Annotated in this window: 24 protein-coding genes; 19 read left to right on the forward strand and 5 right to left on the reverse strand. The window is 65.3% G+C overall.

Going from position 1 to position 24,572, the window contains the following annotated elements; translation table 11 throughout:
- Positions 1–74: 74 nt before the first annotated feature.
- Positions 75–1,628, forward strand: coding sequence for a murein biosynthesis integral membrane protein MurJ (gene murJ / locus QP803_RS09570; RefSeq protein WP_284947537.1), 1,554 nt, complete (start codon positions 75–77; stop codon positions 1,626–1,628).
- Between the two features lie 93 nt (positions 1,629–1,721).
- On the forward strand, positions 1,722–2,897 hold the full coding sequence (locus QP803_RS09575; RefSeq protein ID WP_284947538.1) for an extracellular catalytic domain type 1 short-chain-length polyhydroxyalkanoate depolymerase: 1,176 nt from the start codon (positions 1,722–1,724) through the stop codon (positions 2,895–2,897).
- Here the strand turns inward: QP803_RS09575 and QP803_RS09580 are convergent.
- Together QP803_RS09580 and aspS are read right to left on the reverse strand one after the other, a co-directional pair.
- Entirely contained in the window at positions 2,894–3,334 is a 441-nt protein-coding gene (locus tag QP803_RS09580) for a DUF29 domain-containing protein (RefSeq protein ID WP_284947539.1), read from the reverse strand. The genes QP803_RS09575 and QP803_RS09580 overlap by 4 nt on opposite strands.
- A 35-nt stretch (positions 3,335–3,369) precedes the next feature.
- On the reverse strand, positions 3,370–5,184 hold the full coding sequence (gene aspS / locus QP803_RS09585) for an aspartate--tRNA ligase (RefSeq protein WP_284947540.1): 1,815 nt from the start codon (positions 5,182–5,184) through the stop codon (positions 3,370–3,372).
- A gap of 160 nt (positions 5,185–5,344) precedes the next feature.
- Here aspS and glgX point away from each other — a divergent pair, with 160 nt between their 5' ends.
- Together glgX and rnd are read left to right on the forward strand one after the other, a co-directional pair.
- On the forward strand, positions 5,345–7,594 hold the full coding sequence (gene glgX / locus QP803_RS09590; protein ID WP_284947541.1) for a glycogen debranching protein GlgX: 2,250 nt from the start codon (positions 5,345–5,347) through the stop codon (positions 7,592–7,594).
- A gap of 118 nt (positions 7,595–7,712) precedes the next feature.
- Positions 7,713–8,927, forward strand: a complete 1,215-nt coding sequence (rnd, locus tag QP803_RS09595; RefSeq protein ID WP_284947542.1) for a ribonuclease D — start codon at positions 7,713–7,715, stop codon at positions 8,925–8,927.
- Between the two features lie 24 nt (positions 8,928–8,951).
- Here the strand turns inward: rnd and QP803_RS09600 are convergent, their stop codons facing one another.
- Positions 8,952–9,317 carry a hypothetical protein gene (locus tag QP803_RS09600; RefSeq protein WP_284947543.1) on the reverse strand — a complete coding sequence of 122 codons (366 nt, stop codon included), beginning with the start codon at positions 9,315–9,317 and terminating at the stop codon, positions 8,952–8,954.
- Between the two features lie 109 nt (positions 9,318–9,426).
- A complete protein-coding gene (locus QP803_RS09605) occupies positions 9,427–10,677 on the reverse strand; it encodes an MFS transporter (protein ID WP_284947544.1) in 1,251 nt (416 codons plus the stop codon).
- A 97-nt stretch (positions 10,678–10,774) separates the two neighbouring features.
- On the opposite strand from QP803_RS09605, the gene der reads away from it, so the two are divergent.
- The 3 genes from der to QP803_RS09620 all read left to right on the forward strand — a co-directional run bounded on the left by der (position 10,775) and on the right by QP803_RS09620 (position 13,735).
- Positions 10,775–12,151: a ribosome biogenesis GTPase Der gene (gene der, locus QP803_RS09610; protein ID WP_284947545.1), complete on the forward strand. Its 1,377-nt coding sequence runs from the start codon at positions 10,775–10,777 to the stop codon at positions 12,149–12,151.
- A 168-nt stretch (positions 12,152–12,319) separates the two neighbouring features.
- Positions 12,320–13,060, forward strand: coding sequence for a transcriptional repressor LexA (lexA, locus tag QP803_RS09615; RefSeq protein ID WP_284947546.1), 741 nt, complete (start codon positions 12,320–12,322; stop codon positions 13,058–13,060).
- 117 nt (positions 13,061–13,177) lie between these two features.
- Positions 13,178–13,735, forward strand: coding sequence for a DUF4760 domain-containing protein (locus QP803_RS09620; protein ID WP_284947547.1), 558 nt, complete (start codon positions 13,178–13,180; stop codon positions 13,733–13,735).
- Here the strand turns inward: QP803_RS09620 and QP803_RS09625 are convergent.
- The gene (locus QP803_RS09625; protein WP_284947548.1) at positions 13,728–13,904 is read right to left on the reverse strand and encodes an AbrB/MazE/SpoVT family DNA-binding domain-containing protein; all 177 of its coding nucleotides are present in this window, start codon (positions 13,902–13,904) and stop codon (positions 13,728–13,730) included. The two genes, QP803_RS09620 and QP803_RS09625, sit on opposite strands and share 8 nt — an antisense overlap.
- Positions 13,905–14,005: 101 nt before the next feature.
- On the opposite strand from QP803_RS09625, the gene QP803_RS09630 reads away from it, so the two are divergent.
- From QP803_RS09630 to tilS, 12 genes are all read left to right on the forward strand, one after another.
- Positions 14,006–14,755, forward strand: a complete 750-nt coding sequence (locus QP803_RS09630; RefSeq protein ID WP_284947549.1) for a YebC/PmpR family DNA-binding transcriptional regulator — start codon at positions 14,006–14,008, stop codon at positions 14,753–14,755.
- A complete protein-coding gene (ruvC, locus tag QP803_RS09635; RefSeq protein ID WP_284947550.1) occupies positions 14,752–15,258 on the forward strand; it encodes a crossover junction endodeoxyribonuclease RuvC in 507 nt (168 codons plus the stop codon). Before QP803_RS09630 ends, ruvC begins: the two co-directional genes overlap by 4 nt.
- Entirely contained in the window at positions 15,255–15,863 is a 609-nt protein-coding gene (gene ruvA, locus QP803_RS09640; protein ID WP_284947551.1) for a Holliday junction branch migration protein RuvA, read from the forward strand. Before ruvC ends, ruvA begins: the two co-directional genes overlap by 4 nt.
- A 47-nt stretch (positions 15,864–15,910) precedes the next feature.
- Positions 15,911–16,978 carry a Holliday junction branch migration DNA helicase RuvB gene (gene ruvB, locus QP803_RS09645; protein WP_284947867.1) on the forward strand — a complete coding sequence of 356 codons (1,068 nt, stop codon included), beginning with the start codon at positions 15,911–15,913 and terminating at the stop codon, positions 16,976–16,978.
- Complete coding sequence (gene ybgC / locus QP803_RS09650) at positions 16,975–17,442, forward strand: tol-pal system-associated acyl-CoA thioesterase (RefSeq protein WP_284947552.1); 468 nt, start codon at positions 16,975–16,977, stop codon at positions 17,440–17,442. The genes ruvB and ybgC overlap by 4 nt, the downstream gene beginning before the upstream one ends.
- 12 nt (positions 17,443–17,454) lie before the next feature.
- Positions 17,455–18,171, forward strand: a complete 717-nt coding sequence (gene tolQ / locus QP803_RS09655) for a protein TolQ (protein WP_284947553.1) — start codon at positions 17,455–17,457, stop codon at positions 18,169–18,171.
- Between the two features lie 3 nt (positions 18,172–18,174).
- On the forward strand, positions 18,175–18,672 hold the full coding sequence (gene tolR / locus QP803_RS09660) for a protein TolR (protein WP_284947554.1): 498 nt from the start codon (positions 18,175–18,177) through the stop codon (positions 18,670–18,672).
- A 61-nt stretch (positions 18,673–18,733) separates the two neighbouring features.
- Positions 18,734–19,900, forward strand: a complete 1,167-nt coding sequence (locus tag QP803_RS09665) for a hypothetical protein (RefSeq protein WP_284947555.1) — start codon at positions 18,734–18,736, stop codon at positions 19,898–19,900.
- A gap of 71 nt (positions 19,901–19,971) precedes the next feature.
- Complete coding sequence (gene tolB, locus QP803_RS09670; protein ID WP_434082913.1) at positions 19,972–21,324, forward strand: Tol-Pal system beta propeller repeat protein TolB; 1,353 nt, start codon at positions 19,972–19,974, stop codon at positions 21,322–21,324.
- 196 nt (positions 21,325–21,520) lie between these two features.
- Positions 21,521–22,030 (forward strand): OmpA family protein, encoded by a 510-nt coding sequence (locus tag QP803_RS09675; RefSeq protein WP_284947556.1) that lies wholly within the window; start codon positions 21,521–21,523, stop codon positions 22,028–22,030.
- 220 nt (positions 22,031–22,250) lie between these two features.
- Entirely contained in the window at positions 22,251–23,114 is an 864-nt protein-coding gene (locus tag QP803_RS09680) for a tetratricopeptide repeat protein (RefSeq protein ID WP_284947557.1), read from the forward strand.
- A 60-nt stretch (positions 23,115–23,174) separates the two neighbouring features.
- The gene (tilS, locus tag QP803_RS09685) at positions 23,175–24,491 is read left to right on the forward strand and encodes a tRNA lysidine(34) synthetase TilS (RefSeq protein ID WP_284947558.1); all 1,317 of its coding nucleotides are present in this window, start codon (positions 23,175–23,177) and stop codon (positions 24,489–24,491) included.
- Positions 24,492–24,572: the final 81 nt, after the last annotated feature.

Genomic DNA, 24,572 nt, shown 5'->3' on the forward strand with positions numbered 1-24,572 from the left:
ACGCTCGTCGGGGCAGCGTAATCGCCTGTCGATGAACGGCCAGGGCGCATCTCCGGCCGCCGCTAAGGATCAGCATGGCCCTTCTCCGCCGCGTCGCGACCGTCGGTGGCTATACCATGGTCAGCCGCGTGCTGGGTTTCGTCCGCGAAATCCTGACCGCCTCTGCCCTGGGCGCCGGCGCCACGAGTGACGCCTTTTTCGTCGCGCTCCGCCTACCCAACCTGTTCCGCACCCTGTTCGCCGAGGGCGCCTTCAGCGCCGCCTTCGTCCCGCTGTTTGCGGGCATGATCGCCAAGGAAGGCCGCGAGCCGGCGATGCGATTCGCCCAGGACACCTTTTCCGGCCTGCTCATCGCCCTGACGGGCTTCCTGATCCTGGGCGAGATCTTCGCCCCCGCCATCCTTCATGTCGTCGCGCCGGGGTTTAACGCCGACCCCGCGCATTTCCAGCTGACGGTCGAACTGACGCGCATCACCTTTCCCTATCTGGTCTTCATCTCCCTCGCCTCTTTCCAGGGCGGCTTGCTGAATGCGGTGGACAAGTTCGCGGCCACCGCCGCGACCTCCATCCTGCTCAATCTGTTCCTGATCGTGGCCCTGCTGCATCACCCGGTGACCGGCCAGAGCCTGTCCTGGGCCGTAACCGTATCCGGCGTCGCGCAATGCCTGTGGCTCGCCTATTCCTGCCGGAGGGTCGGCCTGCGCCTTGGCATGCCGAGACTGCATGTGACGCCGGAGGTCCGCCGGCTGGTGCGCATCATGCTGCCGGGCGTCTTTGGCGCCGGCGCGACGCAGATCAACCTCGCCGTATCGACCGCAATCGCCTCCCTCGCGGCGACGGGCTCGGTCTCCTACCTCGCCTATGCGGATCGGCTGAACCAGTTGCCGCTCGGTGTGGTGGGCATCGCCGTCGCGACCGCCATCCTGCCGACCCTGTCGCGGCATATCCGCAAGGGCGAGGATAGCGCTGCCCTCCATACCCAGAACCGGGGGCTGGAGCTGGCGCTGCTGCTGACGCTGCCGGCGGCGGTCGCCCTGGCGCTCGAAAGCCATTCCCTGCTTCAGGTGCTGTTCGAACGCGGAAAATTTGGGCCGCATCAGGTGGCGGAAGTGGCGCCGACGCTCGCGGCCTATGCCCTCGGTCTGCCCGCCTTCGTGCTGATCAAGGTGGTGATCACCGGATTCCTGGCACGACAGGATACGCTGACGCCGGTCAAGGTCGCGGTCTGCGCCATGGCCATCAATGTCGTGCTGACCATCGCCCTCGGCCTGTTCACGCCCCTCGCCCATGTCGGCATCGCGCTCGCGACCTCCATCGCCGGCTGGGTGAATGCCCTGAGCCTGATGGCGATCTCCAGTCGGCGGCGACAATTCTCCCTCGACGCGCGCAGCCGCCGCAGCCTGCCGCGTATCCTGGGCTCCGCCGTGGGCATGGGCGCGGCCCTGATCGGCTTGCAGCGCTTGCTGGAACCGACATTGCTGGCGCCGCATCTCGTCATGCGGTTGGTCGCCCTCAGTGCCCTGGTGGGCGGCGGGATGATGGTCTTTGGCCTGCTGTGCCTGATCCTCGGCGTGGCGCATCCACGCGAATTTAAGAGAATGTTCGGCCTGTCCTCTGCGCGGGGCTGATAGAGACTTGTAGCCTTTGCTGCACTGCACCATGTTCGCTATAACGAACCTCCTGGCGTTGGACGCCTTCGAGTGACAGCAAAGGCCTCCGCCATGACGACGCTCTACGGGATGGAAGATTTCCTCGCCCCCTTCCTCGGCCTCTATGCCAATCGCGCCGGATCGACGGCGAGCGTCAACGAGACGCTGCACGAAACGACGCAGTTCGGCGCCGATCCTGGCCAGCTGCGCATGCTGTCCTTCGTGCCGGAGGATTTGCCCGAGTCGGCGCCGCTCGTGGTCGTGCTGCATGGTTGCGGCCAGACAGCGGCCGAGTATGACCGTGGCACCGGCTGGTCCAGCCTCGCCGATCGGTTCGGCTTTGCGGTGCTGCTGCCCGAGCAGCGGCGAGCGAATAATGCCAATACGTGTTTCGACTGGTTCCAGACCGAAGACGTCACGCGCGGCCACGGCGAAGCGGCGTCCATCGCCGGCATGGTCGCGACGATGATCGCGCGCCACGGGATCGATCGCCGCAGGGTCTACGTCACCGGCCTTTCCGCAGGCGGTGCCATGACCGCCGCGATGCTCGCGACCTACCCCGATGTTTTCGCTGGCGGCGCCATCATCGCTGGCCTGCCCTTCGGCAGTGCGACGAACGTCTCGGAAGCCTTCGGCGCCATGATGCAGGGTCGCGTCCGCAAGGGGCCCGAACTCGGTGGTCGCGTGCGCGCTGCATCGACCCATGACGGCGCCTGGCCCACAGTCTCGATCTGGCAGGGCACGGCCGACAAGACGGTCAATCCGATGAATGCCGAGGAACTGCGCAAGCAGTGGGGCGATGTCCACGACCTGCCCGCTACGCCGACCCTCAGCGATGAGGTCGATGGCGCCGCGCACCGTGCCTGGCGCGGTCGGGATGGCCGCATGGTGCTGGAAACCTACCTGATCGCCGGCCTCGGCCATGCGACGCCGATCGACCCGGATGCGATGCTGCCGGATGCGCGCTGCGGCCAGCCCGCCGCCCATATCGTCGCGGCCGGCATCTCCTCCACCTACCGCATCGCCGAAAGCTGGGGTTTGACCGTCACGCGGCGCCTGAACAGCCGGCCGTCGCCCGATCGGCGCGCCGGCACCGCTCGCCCTGCCTGGGTCGCGTATCTGCCCCTTGGCGCCGAGAGTGTGCAGGACATCGCGGCGCGCCTCACGGACACGAGCGGGATCATCGGCAAGGCGCTCCGGTCAGCCGGGTTGATCGATGCGGATGGCGCCCCGAAGCGTAAACGTTAAGCCTCCGGCCAGAAGGCTTCGTCGGTTGCCTCGCCAAACGTCCACGGGCAATCCGTCGGAAACACCGCCTCATCAAGACCCGTTTCGGCTGCTGCCTGCCGCCGCGCGCGCCGATACGCCGCAATCAAAGCGGCACCGAGCTGCGGCTTGAGGCTTGGGTTGTCCGCGAGATGGTCGATGATATCGTCCCGGCAATTGTTGATCGACGCGCGCCATGACGCGCCGCGATGGCTCGGCTGGAACTGCCATTTCAGGAGATGCAGCAGCAGCACCGTCAAGCGGCTGACGAGTTCCCGCTTTTCGGTCTTGCCCATGCTCTCGATCTCCTCGGCGATATGGCCGATATCCGCCTCAGACAGTCGGCCCGCCCGCAGAAGCTCGGCCTGCTCATTTGCCCAGGCATAGAAGTCACGCTCGTAGAGCTGGCTATCCGTCATGACGCGGGCCCCGATCTTCGTGGCGGGAGATTACGCTACTCCGCCGGCGGTGTCGCCGGCTTCGCGTCCTTCACCACCTTGGGCGGCAGGACGATGGCGAGCGACAGCTCGCGCAGCCGCTGCAACGTCACTTCGGCGGGTGCGCCCATCATCAGATCCTCGCCGCCCTGGCTGAGCGGGAACAGGATGACCTCGCGGATATTCGGCTCGTCGGCCAGCAGCATGACCATGCGGTCGATGCCCGGCGCCGAACCGCCATGCGGCGGCGCGCCATAACGGAAGGCCTGCAACATGCCACCGAACCGCGCCTCGACCTCGGAGGCCGGATAGCCCGCGATCTCGAAAGCCCGCAGCATGATGTCCGGCCGATGGTTGCGGATAGCGCCGGAGGACAGCTCGATGCCGTTGCAGACGATGTCATATTGATAGGCATTGATGGTCAGCGGGTCCTGGCTGTTCAGCGCCTCCAACCCGCCCTGCGGCATGGAGAAGGGGTTGTGGCTGAAGTCGATCAGCCCCGTTTCCTCGTTCAGCTCATACATCGGGAAGTCGGTGATCCAGCAGAAACGGAAAGCGTTCTGCTCGATGAGGCCGAGATCGGTGCCGAGCTTGGTGCGCACCGCGCCCGCGAATTTTGGCGTGGTGTCCGGCGTGCCGGCGGCGAAGAACACCGCATCCCCTGGCGTGAGGCCGCAGGCCTCGGCGATGGCGGCGGCCCGCTCGGGCTCCAAGTTGCGGGCGATGGGCCCCTTCGGCCCTTCGGCGTCCCAGGTGATGTAACCGAGGCCGCTGGCGCCCTCGGCGCGCGCCCATTCATTGAGCTTGTCGAAGAAGGAACGCGGATTGCCGCCCGCGCCCGGCGCCGGAATGGCGCGCACGATGCCGCCGCTGGCGGCGATGCGGGAAAACAACCCGAAGCCCGAACCCGCGAAATGCGCCGTCACATCCGTGATGCGGAGCGGGTTGCGAAGGTCCGGCTTGTCCGAGCCGTAGTCGAGCAGCGCCGTGGCATAGGGAATGCGCGGAAACGGCGTGGCCGTGACAGCGCGGCCACGGCCGAACTCCTCGAAGACGCCCGCCATCACCGGCTCCAGCGTCGCGAAGACGTCTTCCTGCGTCACGAAGCTCATTTCAAAGTCGAGCTGATAGAATTCGCCCGGCGAGCGATCGGCACGTGCGGCTTCATCGCGGAAGCAGGGCGCAATTTGGAAATAGCGATCGAAGCCTGCGACCATGCAGAGCTGCTTGAACTGCTGCGGCGCCTGCGGCAGGGCGTAGAACTTGCCCGGATGGTTGCGCGCCGGCACCAGGAAGTCCCGCGCGCCTTCGGGCGAGGAGGCCGTCAGGATCGGCGTCTGGAATTCCACGAAGCCTTGATCGACCATGCGCTTGCGGATGGAGGCAATCACCCCGGCGCGCAGCAGCATGTTCTTATGGACGCGGTCCCGCCGCAGATCGAGGAAGCGGTATTTCAGCCGCAGCTCATCGGGATAGTTCTGGTCGCCAGCGACCTGGATGGGCAGCACGTCGGCAGCGGACTGCACTTCCAGCGCGCGGACGCGGAGTTCGATCCCGCCTGTCGGAAGGCGCGGATTGATGGTCGCGGCGTCGCGCGGAACGACTTCCCCGGTGACGGTCATGACGCTTTCGACGCGGAGCGCGTCCGCCGCCGCAAAGGCTTCCGACCCCGCCGGAAAGACGCATTGCGTCATCCCGAAATGGTCGCGCAGGTCGATGAACAGCAGCCCGCCATGGTCGCGCTTGCTATGAATCCAGCCGGAAAGTCGCGCGGTCGCGCCGGCATCGGACGGGCGCAGCGCGCCGCAGGTGTGGGAGCGGTAGGGGTGCATGGAGCTATCCTGGAAATCGAGCGCGAAGGGCCGGCACACAAGGCCGCACCCCCACGCCTGTCAAGCTTTGCGCAATTGTATCACGGTATAGCGAGGTTGCGCCGGTGGCCGGCGCCCCCATCTACCGACCTTATCCAGACGCTTCAGCGGGGCATGATCCATGGCACAATTCGGCAGAAGCATGCGGGAAGGCTTGCCCTATCCTTTGGGCGCGACGTGGACGGGGCTTGGCGTCAACTTCGCCCTGTTCTCGTCCAATGCCACGAAGGTCGAACTCTGCCTGTTCGATGACAATGGTGAGAAAGAGATCGATCGCATTACGCTCCCGGAATATACCAATGAGGTCTTCCATGGCTTCATCCCCGACCTACGCCCCGGCACCTTCTATGGCTATCGCGTTCACGGCCCTTACGAGCCGGAAGCCGGCCACCGCTTCAATCCCAACAAGCTGGTGCTGGACCCCTATGCCAAGGCGGTGGTCGGCGAGCTGACCTGGGACCACGCCCTGTTCGGCTATACCATCGGCCATGCCGATGCCGATCTGTCCTATGACGAGCGTGACAGCGCCCCCTTCATGCCGCGCTGCCGCGTCATCGACCCCGCCTTCACCTGGGGCCAGGACCGGCCGCCGGCCGTGCCTTGGGAACGCACCGTGCTGTACGAGGCGCATGTCCGAGGCCTGACCAAGCTTCACCCTGAGGTCCCGCCAGAGACCCGTGGCACCTTCCGTGGCCTCGCCTCCCAGCCGATGATCAGCCATTACAAGCGTCTGGGCGTGACCACGGTCGAAATCCTGCCGATCCATCGCTTCGTCGATGACAGCTATCTGGTCGATCGCGACCTCACGAATTACTGGGGCTACAATACCCTGTGCTTCTTCGCGCCCGCCCGGCGTTATGCCCAAAACCCCGACACGGCCTATTCCGAGTTCAAGGAAATGGTGGCGCGCCTGCATGATTCCGGCATCGAGCTGGTTCTGGACGTGGTCTATAACCACACCGCCGAAGGCAACGAACTTGGGCCGACTCTGTCGTTCAAGGGCATCGACAATGCCGCCTATTACCGCCTGCTGCCGGGCCAGCCGCGCTATTACATCAACGACACCGGCACCGGAAACACGGTCAATCTCAGCCATCCGCGCACCATTCGCCTGGTGATGGACAGCCTGCGCTACTGGACGACCGAGATGCATGTCGATGGCTTCCGATTCGACCTCGGCACCATCCTGGCGCGCGAGCCGCATGGCTTCGATGAGCAGAGCGGCTTCCTCAAGGCCGTGGAACAGGACCCGGTTTTGAGCGCCGTGAAACTGATCGCCGAGCCATGGGATTGCGGTCCAGGCGGTTATCAGGTCGGCGGCTTCCCGCCGGGCTGGGCCGAGTGGAACGACAAATACCGCGACACCGTGCGCGGCTACTGGAAGGGCGATGACGGCAAGATGGCGCCCCTCGCCTCCCGCATCACGGGTTCGGCCGATGTTTTCGGCCATCGCGGTCGCAAGCCCTGGGCCTCCGTCAATTTCCTCACAGCGCATGACGGTTTCACGCTCAACGACACCGTCAGCTACAATGACAAGCACAACGAGGCGAATGGTGAGGACAATAATGACGGCCATTCCAACAATCTCAGTTGGAACATGGGCGTCGAAGGCCCGACGGACGATGTCCTGATCGAGGGCCAGCGCATTCGCCAGATGAAGAACATGCTGGCGACGCTGCTGCTGTCCAAGGGCACGCCGATGATCCTGGCCGGCGATGAATTCGCGCGCACCCAGCAGGGCAATAACAATGCCTATTGCCAGGACAACGAGATCAGCTGGGTGAATTGGGATATCGGCGAAAAGGGGGAGTCGCTGCTGCGCTTCACCGCTCGCCTCACCGCGCTGCGGCGTCGTTTCCCCCTCCTCCAGCGCGGCCGGTTCCTGAACGCCGAATGGAACGAGGAGCTTGGCCTCAAGGACGTCACCTGGCTCGCGCCGGACGCGACGGAGATGGCGGACGAGCAATGGGGCGAGGGCTATGCGCGCTGCATGGGCGTGCTGCTTGACGGTCGCGCCCAGGCGACCGGTATTGTCCAGCGCGGCACGGACGCCACGCTGCTGCTGATCCTGAACGCCCATCACGACGTGGTGGAGTTCTCACTGCCCGAGGTCGTGGGTGGCCGGGAATGGCGGTTGCTGATCGACACCAACATGGACGCGGACGACGGCGAGGCGACGTTCGGCTTCGATCATGTCTATGCCGTCACGGCCCGGTCCCTGTTGCTGTTCGAATTGGTGCTGGACCCCAGCTACGGCAGCGTGCGGACTAAGCGCCGCGCGGTCCATGTCATGCCTCAGCCGGTGGCACCGGCGCCCCAACCAGCGCCCGAGCCCGACGCCGAGGACGAGATGGAGACCGAGGAGGCCTAAGGCCGCGCGTTTCCGCCCTACGACGTTGAGGCCGTAGGGCGGAAAAGCGCAGCGTCTTCCGCCATCTCCATCAAGCAGCAGGCTTCCGCCCGTCAGACCGGCCCTATACAAGCGTCGGATGCCGCGTCAGCCCCAGTCCGAGTTCCCCTCCCCCGTTTTCATCACAGAAACCGCCGATCTTGAGGCGTTGTGCGCACGCCTGCGCATGGAGCCTTTCGTCACGATCGATACCGAATTCATTCGGGAACGAACCTATTGGCCGGAGCTTTGCGTCGTTCAGCTCGGTGGCGTGGGGGATGTGGCCGTCATCGATGCCCAGGCCGAAGGGATCGACCTCGCATCCCTCGGTGCGCTTCTGGCCGATCCCTCAGTGGTCAAGGTCTTCCACGCCGCGCGCCAGGACGTGGAGATTTTTCTGCTGATGTTCGGCGCCACGCCGGTGCCGATCTTCGATACGCAGGTTGCCGCCATGGTCGCGGGCTTCGGCGACCAGGTCGGCTACGATGCCCTGGTCTCGGCGCTTACAGGGGCCCAGATCGACAAGTCGCATCGCTTCAGTGACTGGTCGGCGCGCCCGCTCTCCGCCTCTCAGCTTGCCTATGCGGCAGCCGACGTGACCCATCTTCGCAGCGTCTACAAAAAGCTGCTGGAGCGTCTCACGCAGGATGGCCGGATCGATTGGGTGGAGGAGGAAATGGCGGCCCTGACCAACCCCGGCCTTTACCAGGCCGATCCGGAGGCGATGTGGCTACGCTTGAAGCTCCGCCCGAGCGGGCGGCGGCAGGCAGGTCTGCTGCGGGCCATAGCTGCCTGGCGGGAGCGTGAGGCCCAGCGCGTCAACATCCCGCGTGGACGCCTTGTCAAGGACGAGGCTATTCCAGAAATCGCCGCCTTGGCGCCAGACAGCGTCGAGGGGCTGACCCGTGCGCGTGGCGTCACGCGTGGCTTCGCGGAAGGCAAGAGCGGCCTTTCCCTCCTCGCGGCTATCGCGGCGGCCAAGGCGCTGCCGGAGAATGAGCTGCCCGAACTGGCGCCGCGAGAAAGGGACGGTCCACGTCCGTCACCCGCCCTGCTCGCGCTGCTGCGTGTGCTTCTCGCCGCGAAGAGCGAGGAGCATGGCGTGGCGCCGCGCCTGCTGGCGTCCTCCGATGATCTCGACCGTCTGGCGACGGAAGACACGCCCAGCGTTCCGGCAACGCAAGGGTGGCGTCGTCGCATGTTCGGTGAGGATGCGATGGCGCTCAAGGAAGGTCGGATTGCCTTGGCAACACGCGGTAAGCGCATCCGCCTGGTGCAGCTCGGAGCAAACGACACCGCCGAAGACGCAGCCTGACGTCGATCCGAACGCGACCGCGCATCAAGAGGCGATGGGATCGTCTGCCATTGATTGATCATCGCGTTTGATCGCCGCTGTGTCGGCTGTTTTACGGCCGCTTCGTTTTGATGGTGAGCCACCGTTGCCCAGCGTCGGTATCGCTTTGCGCTCGTTGCGCTCAGCCTCGGTCTGGATGGCTTCCAATCTCTCGGAGGCCTCTTCGGCCAAGCGACGGTAGTCCTTGTTCTTGATTCGAAGATTGGCGTTGGCGCGCTCAAGTTTTTCGATCCTGGCGCGCAATTCTTCTTTGCTTGAGGGCGACAGCTTCGCTGTCGGAAGTGTCGCGCTGCTCATACGCCCCGAAGGCCGTTTACGCGCCTTCGCCGTCCCAATCGTCGCACGGGCCATCTCGGTTCCTCTTCATCGAGCCATATCGGGCGGCGGAGAAATCCGCCGCCGTCGCATATGCGCAATCCAGAGGTGTTGGTCGAGTGCAACAAACCAGGAAGTGACCTGGTTAGATCGCCCGAGCGGCTCTGCCGCTGCGAGAGACGCCCCTTGTTGGGGCCTGGATGTGCGGAAGAAACATCGCCAACAGGCCTATCATAGGGAGAAACGAACAGAGGCGATAGGTAAAAACAATGCCGTAATGGTCTGCGATGACCCCAACCGCTGCCGCGCCCAACCCGCCCATGCCAAAAGCGAGGCCAAAAAAGAGGCCGGAGATCATGCCCACGCGCCCGGGAACCAACTCCTGCGCATAGACAATCATCGCCGGCATGGCTGAAGACAGCACAAATCCGATGATCACCGACAGCACCGCCGTCATGGGCAAGCCCATGTAAGGAAGCGCTAAAGTGAAGGGCAGGACACCAAGAATCGAAATCCAGATGACGAGTTTGCGGCCCACGCGATCACCGATGGGCCCACCCAGAACCGTGCCGACCGCCGCCGCCGCCAGAAAAAGAAACAGAAAAAGCTGAGCGCTCTGAACGGATACGCCGAAATGATGAATCAAATAAAAAGTATAATAACTCGTAATGCTTGCGAGATAAAAAAACTTTGAGAAAACCAGCGCGATTAAGATCACCATCGTCATGATCACTTTTCCGCGAGGCAGGGGCTCATGGGCATGAAGGGTCGCGGAAACACGCCGTGGTTTTGCGAGCCTTTGGCGATACCACTCCCCGACTCCACCCAGGATGACCATGCCGAGCAAGGCGATGAGGGTGAACCACAGGATGCTGCGTTGGCCGTGCGGCACGACGACGAAGGCTGCGAGCAAAGGCCCCATGGCACTGCCGGCATTGCCGCCGACCTGAAAGACCGATTGGGCAAGACCGTGACGCCCGCCCGAGGAAAGGCGCGCGACGCGCGAGGACTCTGGATGGAAGATCGAGGATCCGACACCGATCATCGCGGCCGCGACCAGAAGCATGATGAAGCTGTCCGCCCGTGACAGCATCGCCAGGCCAATGAGGGTGAACCCCATTCCCGCCGCCAGGGAAAAGGGCAGCGGCCGCTTATCCGAATACATGCCCACCAAAGGCTGAAGCAGCGAGGCCGTCACCTGGAAGACGCAGGTGAGCAGACCGATCTGGCCGAAGTTCAGGCGGAACTGGGTCTTCAGCACGGGATAGATGGCCGGCAGCACGGATTGCAGGGTGTCGTTCACGAAATGCGAAAAGCTGATCGCGATCAGGACCGCGAAGACGATCCCTTCGGGACCCACAGCCGGAACCGCTGCCTGGTTTGTCCTGGCGCTCATTCTTGGTTCTCCCGTTCAGGCCGCCCGGCCGACGCCGGACACGCATTCCATCAAACCCTTACTGCCTGGGGCGATTTGGCAGTATTGCCCGTCACGCATGGAAACCCCGCTCGTCGTCATCGCCGGCCGACCGAATGTCGGCAAAAGCAGTCTCTTCAACCGCCTCGTTGGGCGGCGTCAGGCGTTGGTCGCAGATCAGCCCGGCCTCACGCGCGACCGTCAGGAGGCAACCTGCGTCCTCGGGGGACGCCAGGTGCGGATCGCCGATACCGCCGGGTTGGAGGAAGCGCCGCCGGACAGCTTGTCCGGCCGTATGCGAGCTGGTGCCGCGACCACGCTGGAACAAGCCGACCTCATTCTGTTTGTGGTCGATGCGCGTGCCGGCATCTTGCCGCCCGATGCGCATTTCGGCGCCTGGCTCCGTCGGCTGGGGCGCCCGGTGCTTCTGGTCGCCAACAAGACCGAGGGCCGCGTCGGCTACAATAACGCCCTCGATGCCTATTCCCTGGGCCTGGGTGAGCCGCTTTCGGTTTCGGCCGAACATGGCGAGGGTCTCAGCCATCTGATGAGCACCATCGCCGAGATGTTGCCGCAGCCGACGGACGCCGATTTGCGTGCCGAAGCAGAGGCGGAAGGCGACGAGGCCGAGGAACAGGTCAAGCCGCTTCGTCTGGTCATTCTCGGGCGACCCAATGCCGGCAAATCCACGCTGGTGAACCGCCTGATCGGGCAGGACCGGATGCTGACCGGCCCCGAGCCCGGCATTACCCGGGATGCGATTACCCTGCCGATGCGCGACACCGATGGGCGCGAGTTCCAGCTGGTGGATACCGCCGGCCTGCGCCGCCGCGCCCGGGTGCAGGACGATGTCGAGAAGCTGTCCACCGGCGCCAGCATCAATGCGATGCGCTTCGCGGAAGTCGTGGTTCTGACCGTCGATGCCGTGGACGGTCTGCATGACCAGGATCTGCAAATCGCACGTCTGGTCGAGAAGGAAGGCCGCGCCCTGGTGGTGGTCCTCAACAAGTGGGACGCGGTCGAAGACCGCGATGCGACGCGCAAAGAGGTGTCGGATCGGCTGGAACGCAGCCTCGCCCAGCTCAAGGGCATTCCCGTCGTCACCTTAAGTGCGATGACCGGCGCCAATATCCAGAAGCTGCTGCCCGCCGTGCGGAAGGTTCATGACACCTGGAACAAGCGGATCGCCACATCAGCCCTCAATCGCTGGTTCGCGGATGCCATCGCCCGCCATCCGCCACCGAACATCCAGGGCCGCCGGCTCAAGCTGCGCTACGTGACGCAGGCGAACGCCCGGCCGCCGACCTTCATCGTGTTCGGCACCCGCGCCGAGGCGACGCCCGAGGATTATCGCCGTTACCTGATCAATGAGCTGCGGGAGGTCTTCGACTTGCCGGGAACGCCCATCCGTCTGGATTTCCGTGGCACCGTTAATCCCTTCGCGGAAAAGGATTAATCGACTTCAACTGAGACGAAGGCTTCGCTTGACGCGGCTTCGGATGACACCCTAGAAGACCCATGTTGCTGATTTGTTCCGAAATTCGATCCGACATCGAAGCGCCGCTGGCATTTCGTTCTGGTCGGGGGAACAAACTGAGGTTCGAAGAAGTCGTGGGGTTCATCCATGTTAACGCGCAAACAGCATGAGCTGCTGATATTCATCGACCGCCATCTCAGGTCATCGGGCTATTCGCCGAGCTTTGACGAGATGAAGGAGGCGCTCAATCTGCGCTCGAAATCCGGCATCCATCGCCTGATCTCGGCTTTGGAAGAGCGCGGTTTCCTCAGCCGCCGCCACCATCAGGCGCGCGCCCTTGAAGTGCTGCGCATGCCTGGCGAACCGGCGCCGGTGGCGGCCCTTGCACAGGCCAATACGGATGCACCGCGGCGACCTGACGCAGTGGCGACGGGTTTCGCGCCCACCGTCATTCAGGGGGACTTCTCGCCGCGCCTGAAGGGCGTGCGCGCCCCACCAGAGGCAGGTGCCGTCCAGCTGCCGCTCTATGGGCGGATCGCGGCCGGCCTGCCGATCGAGGCGATGCATGACATCTCCACCCATATCGAAGTCCCGGTGGCCCTGCTGGGTGCGGGCGAGCACTACGCCCTTGAAGTGGCAGGTGACTCGATGGTCGATGCCGGCATTCAGGACGGCGACACCGTCATCATCCGGCGGGTTGAAGCGGCCGAGAACGGCCAGATCGTCGTCGCTCTCGTCGATGAGGAAGAGGTAACGCTGAAGCGCCTGCGGCGTCGGGGTAATTCGATCGCCCTGGAGCCGGCCAACCCCCGCCACGAAAGCCGCATTTTCCCTGCGGAACGGGTTCGTATCCAGGGGCGCCTCGTCGCGCTGATGCGACGATATTAGGTGAGGCTTGTTGAAGGCGGCAGTTCCGCCATGTTATGGGTCTTATAGGACAGGAGTTTCGGTCATGCTCAGCCCGATTGGCGTCATCTAGGTTTCGCGGCGTGAAGGTGGGTCATCATGTCGATCGCCCTCTTCAAATACCTCGATAAACCCCACCTTTATCTCGATAATCTCCGCAATATCGCCACGGTATTGGGCTCGCTGCTCATTCCGGTCGCGATCAGCGTGTCGTCCCGATCCCGCGAACGAAAAAGGGCGACACTCGATCTTCTTCGCCGCTTCACCTCGGACAAGATCATCACGGACCGGCTGCGGTCGCTCTACCAATATCGCCGGTTCGAAGAAGCAGAGGCGGGTGCCATTAATCCGTTTGCCTCTGATAGCGAGCTGATTATCGAATCGATCCTGATGCTGAATTTCTGTGACACGGTTTGCATCGAAGTGAAGGCCGGCCTGATCGACCGCCGGATGCTCTACCGGACACTTGGCCCCACGCTCATCGGCGCACGACAAACGATCATGACCCGATTGGAGACCAAGTTCGGCATGAAACTCGGCCAAGCCTATGAGGATTTGGAGCGATTGGTCGGTCAAGCAGAAACCTACCAGAGACGAAAGGGCCTGGGATTCGTGACGCGCATCCCACGGTCAATGCGGCCGTCTTCGCCTACCTGAACTTCCCGGCCCAGGCGGCGCAGACCGCGTCATCCGCCGTATCGGAGGGTTCCGACCGCGCCGGGGTCAGTACCAATTTGTCACCCTCCACCGCCACGTAGAACAGCGTAACGTCGCCCACGGCGTCCAGCGCCTCTCGGGGCAAGGTGATTTGATTTCTGGATGACAACTTTACGATCATAGAACCGAGTTGGGGCGTGACTTGCCCTTTACAACGGAAAGCGCGACACGCCCCCACACACTGCAACCACGCCTCGCGGAGCCACGACCATGGCCGGCCATAGCCAATTCAAGAACATCATGCATCGCAAGGGCGCGCAGGATGCGCGACGTGCGCGGCAATTCGCCAAGCTTATCCGGGAGATCACGGTCTCAGCCCGCAGCGGGCTCCCTGACCCCGCATCCAATCCGCGGTTGCGCTCGGCCGTCCTCGCGGCGCGGAAAGAAAATATGCCCAAGGACACCGTCGACCGCGCCATCAAGAAGGCGGCCGGCGGTTCGGCGGGCGAGGACTATCTGGAGGTTCGCTACGAGGGCTACGGCCCGCATGGCGTGGCCGTCATCGTTGAGGCATTGACCGACAATCGCAACCGCACCGCGTCAGATGTGCGCGCCGCCTTCAACAAGCATGGCGGTGCCCTGGGCGAGACCAATGCCGTCAGCTTCATGTTCGACCGGCTGGCCGTGATCCGCTACCCGGCGGCGGTCGCGAGTGCTGACGACATGCTGGAAGCCGGCATCGAAGCCGGCGCCGAGAATGTCGAAAGCACCGCCGAGATGCATGAAATTACCGGCATGCCGGACAGCCTGCTGGGCATGCAGGAGGCGTTGGAAGCGCGGTTCGGCCAGGCGGAGCTCGCCAAGCTCGACTGGCGGCCGCGCACGACGATACCCGTGGACGAGGACGCCGCGACATCGGTGCTGAAACTCCTCGACGTGCTCGACGAATCAGACGACGTACAGAACGTGTATGCGAATTTCGACCTTCCCGAGTCCCTGATGCAGAAACTCTCGGCTTGATCCGGATCATCGGCATCGACCCCGGCCTGCGCGTCACCGGTTGGGGCGTGGTGGAATCCGATGGCAATCGTCTGCGCCATGTCGCGGACGGCATCGTCATGACCGATAGTGAGGACAGCGTCCCGCTGCGCCTGCGCGCGCTGCATGAGGCGCTGACGACGTTGATCGACCTCTATCAGCCGCGCGAAGCGGCAGTGGAGGAGACTTATGTGAATGCCAATGCCACCGCGACGCTGAAGCTGGGCTATGCGCGCGGTGTCGCGCTGCTGGTGCCGGCGCTTGCGGGCCTTTCGGTCGCCGAATACGGCGCCAAGACGGTGAAGCTCTCGGTGGTCGGCACCGGCGGCGCCGACAAGAACCAGGTCGGTATCATGGTCCGCCGCCTACTGCCCGGCGCCACGCTCAAACGCGCCGATGCGGCGGACGCCCTGGCCGTCGCCATTTGCCACGCCCATCACCGTAGCAGCCGCCAGGCCTGGAGCCGCGCCGCGGTCCCCGCATGATCGGAAGTCTGAGAGGAACGGTCGAGGGCCATGAAGACGGGCGCTGCATCGTCGAGGTTGGCGGCGTCGGCTATCTCGTCCATGCCTCGTCACGCACGCTATCCACCCTGCCTGCGCCGCCGGCCGAGACGCGTCTGCTGATCGAGACCTTCGTGCGGGAAGACGCCATCACCCTCTATGGCTTCGCGACCGGCGCCGAACGCGCCTGGTTTCGCTTGCTGACCACCGTGCAGGGCGTCGGACCGAAGGTCGCGCTCGCGATCCTGTCGGCGCTGTCCTCGGACGAGCTGTCCTTTGCCATTGCCTCCGGGGACCGCGCCTCGCTCGGCCGGGCCTCCGGCGTAGGACCCAAGCTCGCCGCGCGGCTTGCCCTGGAACTCAAGGAAAAGGCCGGCACGCTCGCCCTGCCCGTCAGTCTGGCGGAGGGGATCGCGGCACCTGTCCTGCCCGTCGGCATTGCCGGGGATGCGCTGTCGGCGCTCATGAACCTCGGCTATCGCCGGCCGGAAGCGCAGGCCGCCGTCAACCGCGCCATCGATAAGCTGGGTGAAGATGCCGCCCTCGCGGTGCTCATTCCCGCCGCCCTGCGGGAATTGGCGCGATGACCACCCGCCCGACGCGCCGCAAGGCAGGTCCTGCCGCTGAGCCCGAGATGGAGGAAGACCGCACGGTCTCCCCCATGCGCGCCTTCGAGGATGGCGGAGAAGCGAGCCTGCGCCCGCAGGTCTTGGCGGAGTTCATCGGCCAGGAAGGCAGCCGGCGGAACCTCGCGATTTTCATCGAAGCCGCGCGCGGTCGGGGTGAGGCGTTGGACCATGTGCTGCTGCATGGGCCGCCGGGTCTGGGCAAAACCACCCTCGCCCAGATCGTGGCGCGGGAATTGGGCGTGGGTTTCCGTGCGACGTCCGGTCCCGTCATCCAGAAGGCCGGCGACCTCGCCGCGATCCTCACGAACCTCCAGCCGAGGGACGTGCTGTTCATCGACGAAATCCATCGCCTCCAGCCGGCGATCGAGGAAGTGCTCTATCCGGCGATGGAGGATTTCCAGCTCGATTTGGTGATCGGCGAAGGGCCGGCGGCGCGGTCACTGCGAATCGACTTGCCGCCCTTCACCCTGGTCGGCGCGACGACGCGAGCGGGTCTGCTGGCCACGCCACTGCGCGACCGATTCGGCATTCCCCTGCGGCTGGTGCTGTACACGCCGGAGGAGCTTCGCGTGATCGTCGCGCGCGGGGCGCGGCTGCTTGGCTTCGACCTGTCGGACGAAGGCGCGGTCGAGATCGCCTGCCGCTCGCGTGGCACGCCGCGAATCGCCGGCCGGCTGCTGCGCCGGGTGCGGGACTTCGCGACAGTCGAGGGCCAGAGCCGGGTCGATCGCGCCATCGCCGACGCCGCCCTGACACGGCTGGAAGTCGATAAGCGCGGCCTGGACGCCATGGACCGCCGCTACCTTCGCCGAATCGCCGAGCATCATGCCGGCGGACCGGTGGGCGTGGAGACGCTGGCCGCCGCTTTGGCCGAAGCGCGCGATACCCTCGAAGACGTGATCGAGCCGTATTTGATCCAGGAAGGCCTCATCCTCCGTACCAGTCGGGGCCGGATGCTGGGTGAGCCGGGCTGGCGCCATATCGACATGCGGCCGCCTGCCCTTTCCCCCGAACAGCGCGACCTGCTGTCCTCTGATCTCTTTTCCCCCAAGGACGGTACTGCATCATCGTGAGCTTCACCCTGACCGACGACTTCGCCGAGGGCGTGCATCGCTACGGCCTGCGCATCTATTTCGAGGATACCGATGCCGGTGGTGTCGTCTATCACGCCAACTACCTGCGCTTCGCCGAGCGCGCCCGCACCGAATCCCTGCGCGCCATGGGACTGCCCCATTCCGAGATGATGGTGCGACACGGCATGATCTTCGTGGTGCGGCGCGCCGAGTTGGACTATCAGCGCCCTGCCCGCTTGGATGACTGGCTGATGATCGACACCAAGGCCCTTTGGGTGCGCGGCGCGAGCGTCGGCTTGCGCCAAACGGTGCGGCGCGGCGAAGAGACGATAGCGGTCGTGGATTTGACGCTGGTGAGCATCCGCCTGCAAACGGGGCGCGCGGAGCGGCTTCCCGCGCCTTGGCGTCTGGCACTAACGGCGATGGCTGAGGCCTCTGGCTTGTCTCAGTTGCGGTCAACATAGGGGTTTCGAGAATTGGATCAGGCGGTCAATGCCACTCAGCTGGCGACGCCCGGGAGCACCCTGTCGCTCTGGGGTCTGTTCTTAGAGGCGGATATCGTCGTCAAGCTGGTGATCCTGGGCCTGCTGGCCGCCAGCGTGTGGGTTTGGGCTATCATCTTCGAGAAATACACCGTCATTCGGCGCGCGAATCGCCAAGGCCATGCCTTCGAGGACCGCTTTTGGTCCGGCGGCAGCCTGGAAGATCTCTATGAGCAGGAAGGCCAGAAGCCGGATAACCCGATGGCCGCCGTTTTCGGCGCCGCCATGGGCGAATGGCGCCGCACGGCGCGCATCGCGGGCACCGATATCGGTCATACGGCGGTGAAAGAGCGTGTCGATCGCGCCATGACCGTCACCATCCAGCGTGAGATGGAGCGGATGGAGCGCTGGTTGATCTTCCTGGCCTCGGTCGGGTCCACCGCGCCCTTTATCGGCTTGTTCGGTACGGTCTGGGGCATCATGCACAGCTTCTCGGCCATCGCCGCCATGCACAATACCAACCTCGCCGTGGTCGCGCCGGGCATCGCGGAAGCGCTGTTCGCCACCGCCATCGGCCTGGTTGCGGCCATTCCCGCCGTGCTCGCCTACAACAAGATCGGCACCGACCTGTCCCGCTTCGCGGCACGGTTGGAAGGTTTTGGCAACGAGTTCAGCGCGATCCTGTCGCGCCAGACCGAAGAGAGGGCCTGAGCCATGGCGATGGGTGGCATCGGTGGTCCGAAAAGTCGTGCCCGCTATCGCCCCTTGGCGGAAATTAACGTCACGCCCCTGGTGGACGTCATGTTGGTGCTGCTCATCATCTTCATGGTGACGGCGCCGCTGATGACCTCGGGCGTCACCGTCGATCTACCCAAGACCAACGCCAATCCCGTCAACACGGACAGCACGCCCATCACCCTCTCCATCAATGCCGAAGGCAAGGTCTTCCTGCAAAACGACGCCGTGCAGATCGGCGATCTCGTCGCGCGGCTGCAAACGCTCAGCAACGGCCAGACGGACCGGCGTATCTTCGTGCGCGGCGACCAGACCGTGTCCTACGGCCAGATCATGCAAGTGATGGGTACCATCGTCGCGGGCGGCTTCACCAAGGTCGCACTCCTCGCGCAACAGCCCGATAGCGCCGGCGTTATCGCCCCGGTGCCGGCGAGTGGCACCGCGGCACCTGGCGCGGCCGCGCCAGCCGGCCAATAGGCCGGTCCGCGCGCTTTATGAACAGCGCCTTGTCTTGTTCTCGGCCGCAGCGGGTTTTCGCATGAGCCCGCAACTGCGCCGCGCGGCCGGCGTCTCGGGCCTGCTGCATGTCCTGCTGCTGGTGATGCTCATCGTCTCGCTGCCGTCCAAGAAGCCGGACGACACGCCCGATCTGGACGCCGTATCGGTCGACTTCGTGGGGCCCTCGGCGCCCGCGCAGAAGGCCGACAAGCCGGACAAGGTGTCGGCGCCCGCCGATACGCCAACGACCGTTCAGGCACCGAAAGCGACCCAGGCGCCGACGCCGCAGCCTTTGGCCGATGCGCCGCCGCCTCCCCCACCGCCGCCTCCGCCGCCGTCGGAAACGCCGGTGAACCAGCCGGCCGTGCCGACGCCGCCACCGCCGGCGCCCGCGCCGCCGCAACCGGCGACCCCACCGCCGACCCCCACGCCGCCGGTGCCGACACCGCCCGCGCCGCAGCCCCCTGCGCCGCAACCACCACCCACGCCGTCTCCCACGGCGGAGCCCTTGCCGCCACCGCCACCGCCCGCGCCGCCTGTGCCACAGGCGCCGGCCAAGCCGGTGACGCCACCGCCGACGCCGACGCCCCCCGCGCCGACGAAACCCGCCCAACCGCCGACGCCACCCACGACGCAGACCCAGTCTGCGCCGCAGATGACGGCGAACGCGGCGCCTGCGCTGCCGATGCCACCGCCGCCAGCCCCGCCCGCGCCACCGGCGCCGCCGAGTGCGACGACGCAGCCGCACCCCACGGCCAATGCCGCGCCGATGAGCCAGTCCGTGCTCAACACGCTTGAGAAGCTGCGCGCCATGAACCTGACGCAGAAGACGCCGACGTCTCGCTACAACCCGGCCCAGGGCGGCGCGCCGCAGGGTGGAGGCAGCCCGAACGCCACTGCCGGGCTGAGCGCAGCTGAACGGGGCGCGATCGGCGACCATGTGCGCGAGTGCTGGACGATCGATGCCGGTGCCCAAGGCATTCAAACCATGAAGGTGCTGCTGACCGTGCAGACCGACGCCGCCGGCACCGTCCGTGACGCCAAGGTCGCGGGGCCGGATCAGGGCCGCGTTGCCGCCGATCCGGTGTTCCGTGCCTTCGCGGAACGCGCCATTCGTGCCGTGGAGGACTACCGCTGTGCGACCCTACCGCTCCCACCCGCTCTTGTAGGTAAGCCGGAAACCTTCAACTTCCGGTTCAGCCCGTGACGCGACAGCAGGAAACGACCATGAACAAGACGCTTATGAACTCCGGCCGCGCCTCCTTTGAGGCTGACGACATGCCGCGGCGGGACGTGCCCGGCATGATCCGCACCATCACCCGCCGGGGCATGATCGGCACGACCGTCGCCTCCACGCTGGCGATTCCGGCCTTCGCACAGACCGCCGCCCCGGCGCCCGCCGCCGGTGACGCGGGTGCGACCAGCGCCGTGATCGACGTCAATCGCGCCCGCACCGCGCCCATTCCCATCGCCATTCCCGCGTTCGCCGGCGGCACCAGCGCCGGTGACATGGTCGGCGTCATCGCCAATGACCTCAATCGCTGCGGCCTGTTCCGGATCGTCGATGGGTCGGGCATTGCGGCCACAGCGTCGGGCGGCGCGCCGGATTTCGGCTCCTGGAAGGGCACTGGCGCGCAGGCGCTGGTAACTGGCAGCATCACCCAGCAGGGCGACCAGCTCCGTGTGGAGTTCCGGCTGTGGGACATTCTGCCCGGCACCCAGCTTCAGGGCACCGCCTATACAACGTCGAGCGCCAATTGGCGGCGCATCGCCCACATCATCGCCGATGTCATCTACCAGCGCCTGCTGGGCGAGAAGGGCTATTTCGACACACGGATCGCCTATATCTCGACCACGGGCCCGCGCAACAACCCGACCAAACGCTTGGCGATCATGGATCAGGACGCGGCCAACAACCGATTCCTGACGGATGGAAGCTGGACGGCGATCGGCCCGCGCTTCAGCCCGACACGCGATCAGATTGCCTTCATCAGCTATGTGAACCGCAGCGTGCGCGTTTATCTGTTCGACCTCGGGTCGGGCAGCCGGTCCTTGGTGGGCAACTTCCACACCATGACCTTCGCACCCCGCTTCAGCCCGGACGGCGGCAGCATCGTCATGTCTCTGTACCAGAACGGCGGATCCAATATCGTCACCTGCTCGCTGAACGGCGGCAACGTGCGTCAGCTGACGAATTCCGGCGCGATCGACTCGTCGCCTTGCTACAGCCCAGACGGCAGCCAGATCGTTTTCGAGTCGGATCGGGGCGGCGATCAGCAACTTTACGTGATGGGTGCGGATGGTGGTGGCGCGAAGCGCATCAGCTTCGGCAGCGGTCGCTACGGCGATCCCATCTGGTCCCCGCGCGGCGATCTGATCGCCTTTACGCGCCTAGGAAGCACCTTCGGCGTCGGCGTCATGGCGCCGGATGGGTCGGGCGAACGCATCCTGTCCGAGAGCTTCGACGTTGAAGCACCAACCTTTTGTCCGAACGGCCGGGTGATCATGTTCCAGCGCGGGGATGGCACCAGCTCCCGCCTCGTGACCATCGACATCACCGGCTTTAACGAGCAGGGGGTGAACACCGCCACCAGTGCATCCGACCCCGCATGGTCCCCGGTTCTGTCCTGAAACGATCACCCCCGCTGCACGCAGCCCTCGTTTTCGTCAAGATGGACCGCAGCTTGCTTGACCATTCATGTCAGCACGCGGTAAGCGCGCCGGAGTGGAAGCGGTAACGCTTCCAGTCCACTGATTCCCGCGGTTGATCTTTGGTCGACCGCATCAATATTTGGTCAACACGCACCCCTAAAGGGACAAGATCGCAATGAACATCAAGTTGCTCGGCGCAGTCGCAGCCGTTGCTCTTCTGGCCGGTTGCGCCAAGCCCGCGTCGACCGCCATGTCGACCGGCACCGGTGCCGCCGTCGCCACTGGCCCTGCCCCGGGCAGCGAAGAAGACCTCGTCGCCAATGTCGGCGATCGGGTGTTCTACCCCCTGAACTCCTCCTCCGTTGCCGGCGACTCCGCCGCAACGCTGGATCATCAGGGCGCCTGGCTCGGCCACTATCCGCAGATCGCCGTGCTGATCGCCGGCAACTGCGATGAGCGTGGCACGGAGCAGTATAACCTGGCCCTGGGCCAGCGCCGCGCCGACTCCGCCCGCGACTATCTCGTCTCCAAGGGCGTCGATGGCTCGCGCATCCAGACGATCAGCTATGGCAAGGATCGCCCGGTCGCGCAGGGTAACGACGAGCAGTCCTGGCAGCAGAACCGTAACGCCATCACCTCCGTGCAGGGCCACAACCCGCAGGAAGGCACCGGCGCTTCTTCCTAATCGGAAGATTTGCCGGGGGTATCGGGCAGTCGATACCCCGCGCCGATGCGTTCGAGATCAAAATGGCGAGCAACTTCGGTTGCTCGCCATTTTTGTTCGCTCAACGTTTTGCGCAGCGCTTGCCCATTTAGACAAAGCCCGCCGGGATGGTAGAAGTCTCCTGACATGTCCGCGGCTGGTAGCGACTGGCCGCCCTATGGCCGAGGAAAGATTTCACCTGATGAAGAAGACGTTGCTGGCTGGCCTTTGCGCTGGCGCCCTGTCCCTCTCGGGGTTGATCGGCCCGGCCTGGGCGCAGTCCGACTCCGTTCAGAGCCGGGAGGGGATTGCCTTGCAGAACCAAATCCTCAGCCTTCAGAACCAGCTCCAGCAGCTTCAGGCCCAGGTGCAGCAGAACGCCTCCAGCGGCGGCGGCCAGTCCGCCCCCGCCCCGATTGCCTCAGGCGGCAGCAGCGACCTGACCACGCAGCTTCTTCAGCGTGTGGGCACCCTGGAAGATCAGGTCCGCCAGCTGCGCGGCGATGTCGATCAGTTGACCAATCAGGTGAACACGCAAAACGCCCAACTCAATAAACAGATCGGCGATCTCAGTTTCCAGATGCAGGGCAATGGCGGTGCTGCCGCCGCTGCTGCGGGCGCCGCCACGGGTGCGCCTGCCGCGCCGACCGCTGCCCCGGCTGCACCGCCGACAGGCGCGGCGCCGACACCGGAAATCCTGATGCAGCAGGGCACCGCCGCCTTGCATATGGGCCAGTACCAGACGTCTGAGGGCGTCGCGCGGGAAATCCTCGCCAAGCATCACAGCTCGCCCCGCGCCTATGACGCGCAGTTCCTGCTCGCCCAGTCGCTGCAGGGCCAGAAGCGTTATCAGGAAGCGGCGCTGGCCTTCGACGACACCTACAACATGAACCACAAGGGCAAGCGCGCGCCGAGTGCCCTGCTCGGCCTCGCCGTGACGCTGGGCGCCATCAATCAAAAGAGCGCCGCCTGCGACACGCTGAACACGTTGCACGCCCAATTTCCGACGCCGCCGGGCTATCTGGTGCAGCCGATCGCCGCCGCGCACCACAAGCTGGGGTGCTGAGAGCGAGTACGAGGTACGCCTCGTCACCCGCGGACGTGATCCGCGGGCCCATGGGCGCCCATGGATCCCCGGATCAAGTCCGGGGATGACGTGGAAAGGTATGGCGCCGAGCCCCTGACCGACACGGAATTCGCGACCCTCATCGCGCGGCTAGCGCCGTTCGTGTCGCATCCGAAACTCGGCCTTGCGGTGTCCGGCGGCGCCGATAGCATGGCGATGGCGGTCCTCGCCGCCGATTGGGCGAAATCCCAAGGCGGAGCGGCGATCGCCTTCATCGTCGATCACGGCCTACGACCCGGCTCCGCACAGGAAGCGGCAACCGCCGCCGCCGCCCTGCGGCGCTTGGGCATCGCTGCCACCATCCTCACCCTCACCGATCTCGATGCGGGGTCCGCCATGCCCGCACGCGCGCGCATGGCGCGGTTCGCCGCCATCGAGGCTGCCTGTATGGACGCGGGCATCATCGACCTGCTCCTCGCCCATCACGCCGCGGATCAGGCCGAGACGGTGATCATGCGGTCCCTGCGCGGCAGTGGCCCTGCCGGTCTAGCGGGCATGGCGGCCGTATCCGAGACCGCGCGCCTGCGCATCCTGCGACCGCTGCTGACGGTCGCCGCGGGGCGACTGCGGGCCACGCTCGACGCCCGTGGGGTCGGTTGGGCCGAGGATCCCACCAATGTCGATGGCCGCTTCACCCGCGCCCGGCTGCGCGCGGCACGCGGCGACCGGCAAGGCGACGGTCCGGCGACACGGGCGCTTACGGCCTCTGCGCAGGCCGACGGTCTCACACGCGCGACCGCCGAGGCGGCTGCAGCGAACTGGATTGCGGCCCATGCCACGATCCGGCCCGAAGGCTTCGCCCTTCTCCCACGTTGCCCTTGGCCCATCGATGCGCTTGCGGCGTTGCTGCGCATGATCTCGGGCGCACAGCACCTGCCGCCAACGGACGCACTCACACCCATCGTCGGAGACCCCGCAGGCGCCATAGGCGGCGGCATTTGTATCGCCGGCGTGCGCCTGTTGCCAGCCGGGCGCCTCGGCCCCGGCTTTCTGCTCTGTCGCGAAGCCGCAGCCATAGCGGGTCCGATGGCCGCCACCTCTGCCGCCAACTGGGACGGCCGCTTTCGCCGGCCCGGTACGTGTCCGGCTCTGCCCGATGAAACCATTGCAGCCCTTGGTGCAGATGCGGCCCGATTGCGGGACTGGTCCACGCTGCCGTCTGTGGTGCTGGAGAGTTTGCCCGCATACCGTTCCGCAGAATGTACCCTGATCGCCGTGCCGAGCCTGGGCTGGCCTACACCCGAAATGGTGCTGCCACGTCGCATGCTGTTCCATCCCGCCCGGCCGGCAGCGGGTGCGACCTTCGCCCCTTCATGACGAAATCTTCATTGCCCAATACGCTCCGGGATGCGCTGGAGCGAAAGACTTCCTATCTTTCGTGTGCCAATGCGGAATATC

The organism is Acidisoma sp. PAMC 29798 (assembly GCF_030252425.1).
In the GTDB taxonomy this organism is placed as follows: domain Bacteria; phylum Pseudomonadota; class Alphaproteobacteria; order Acetobacterales; family Acetobacteraceae; genus Acidisoma; species Acidisoma cladoniae.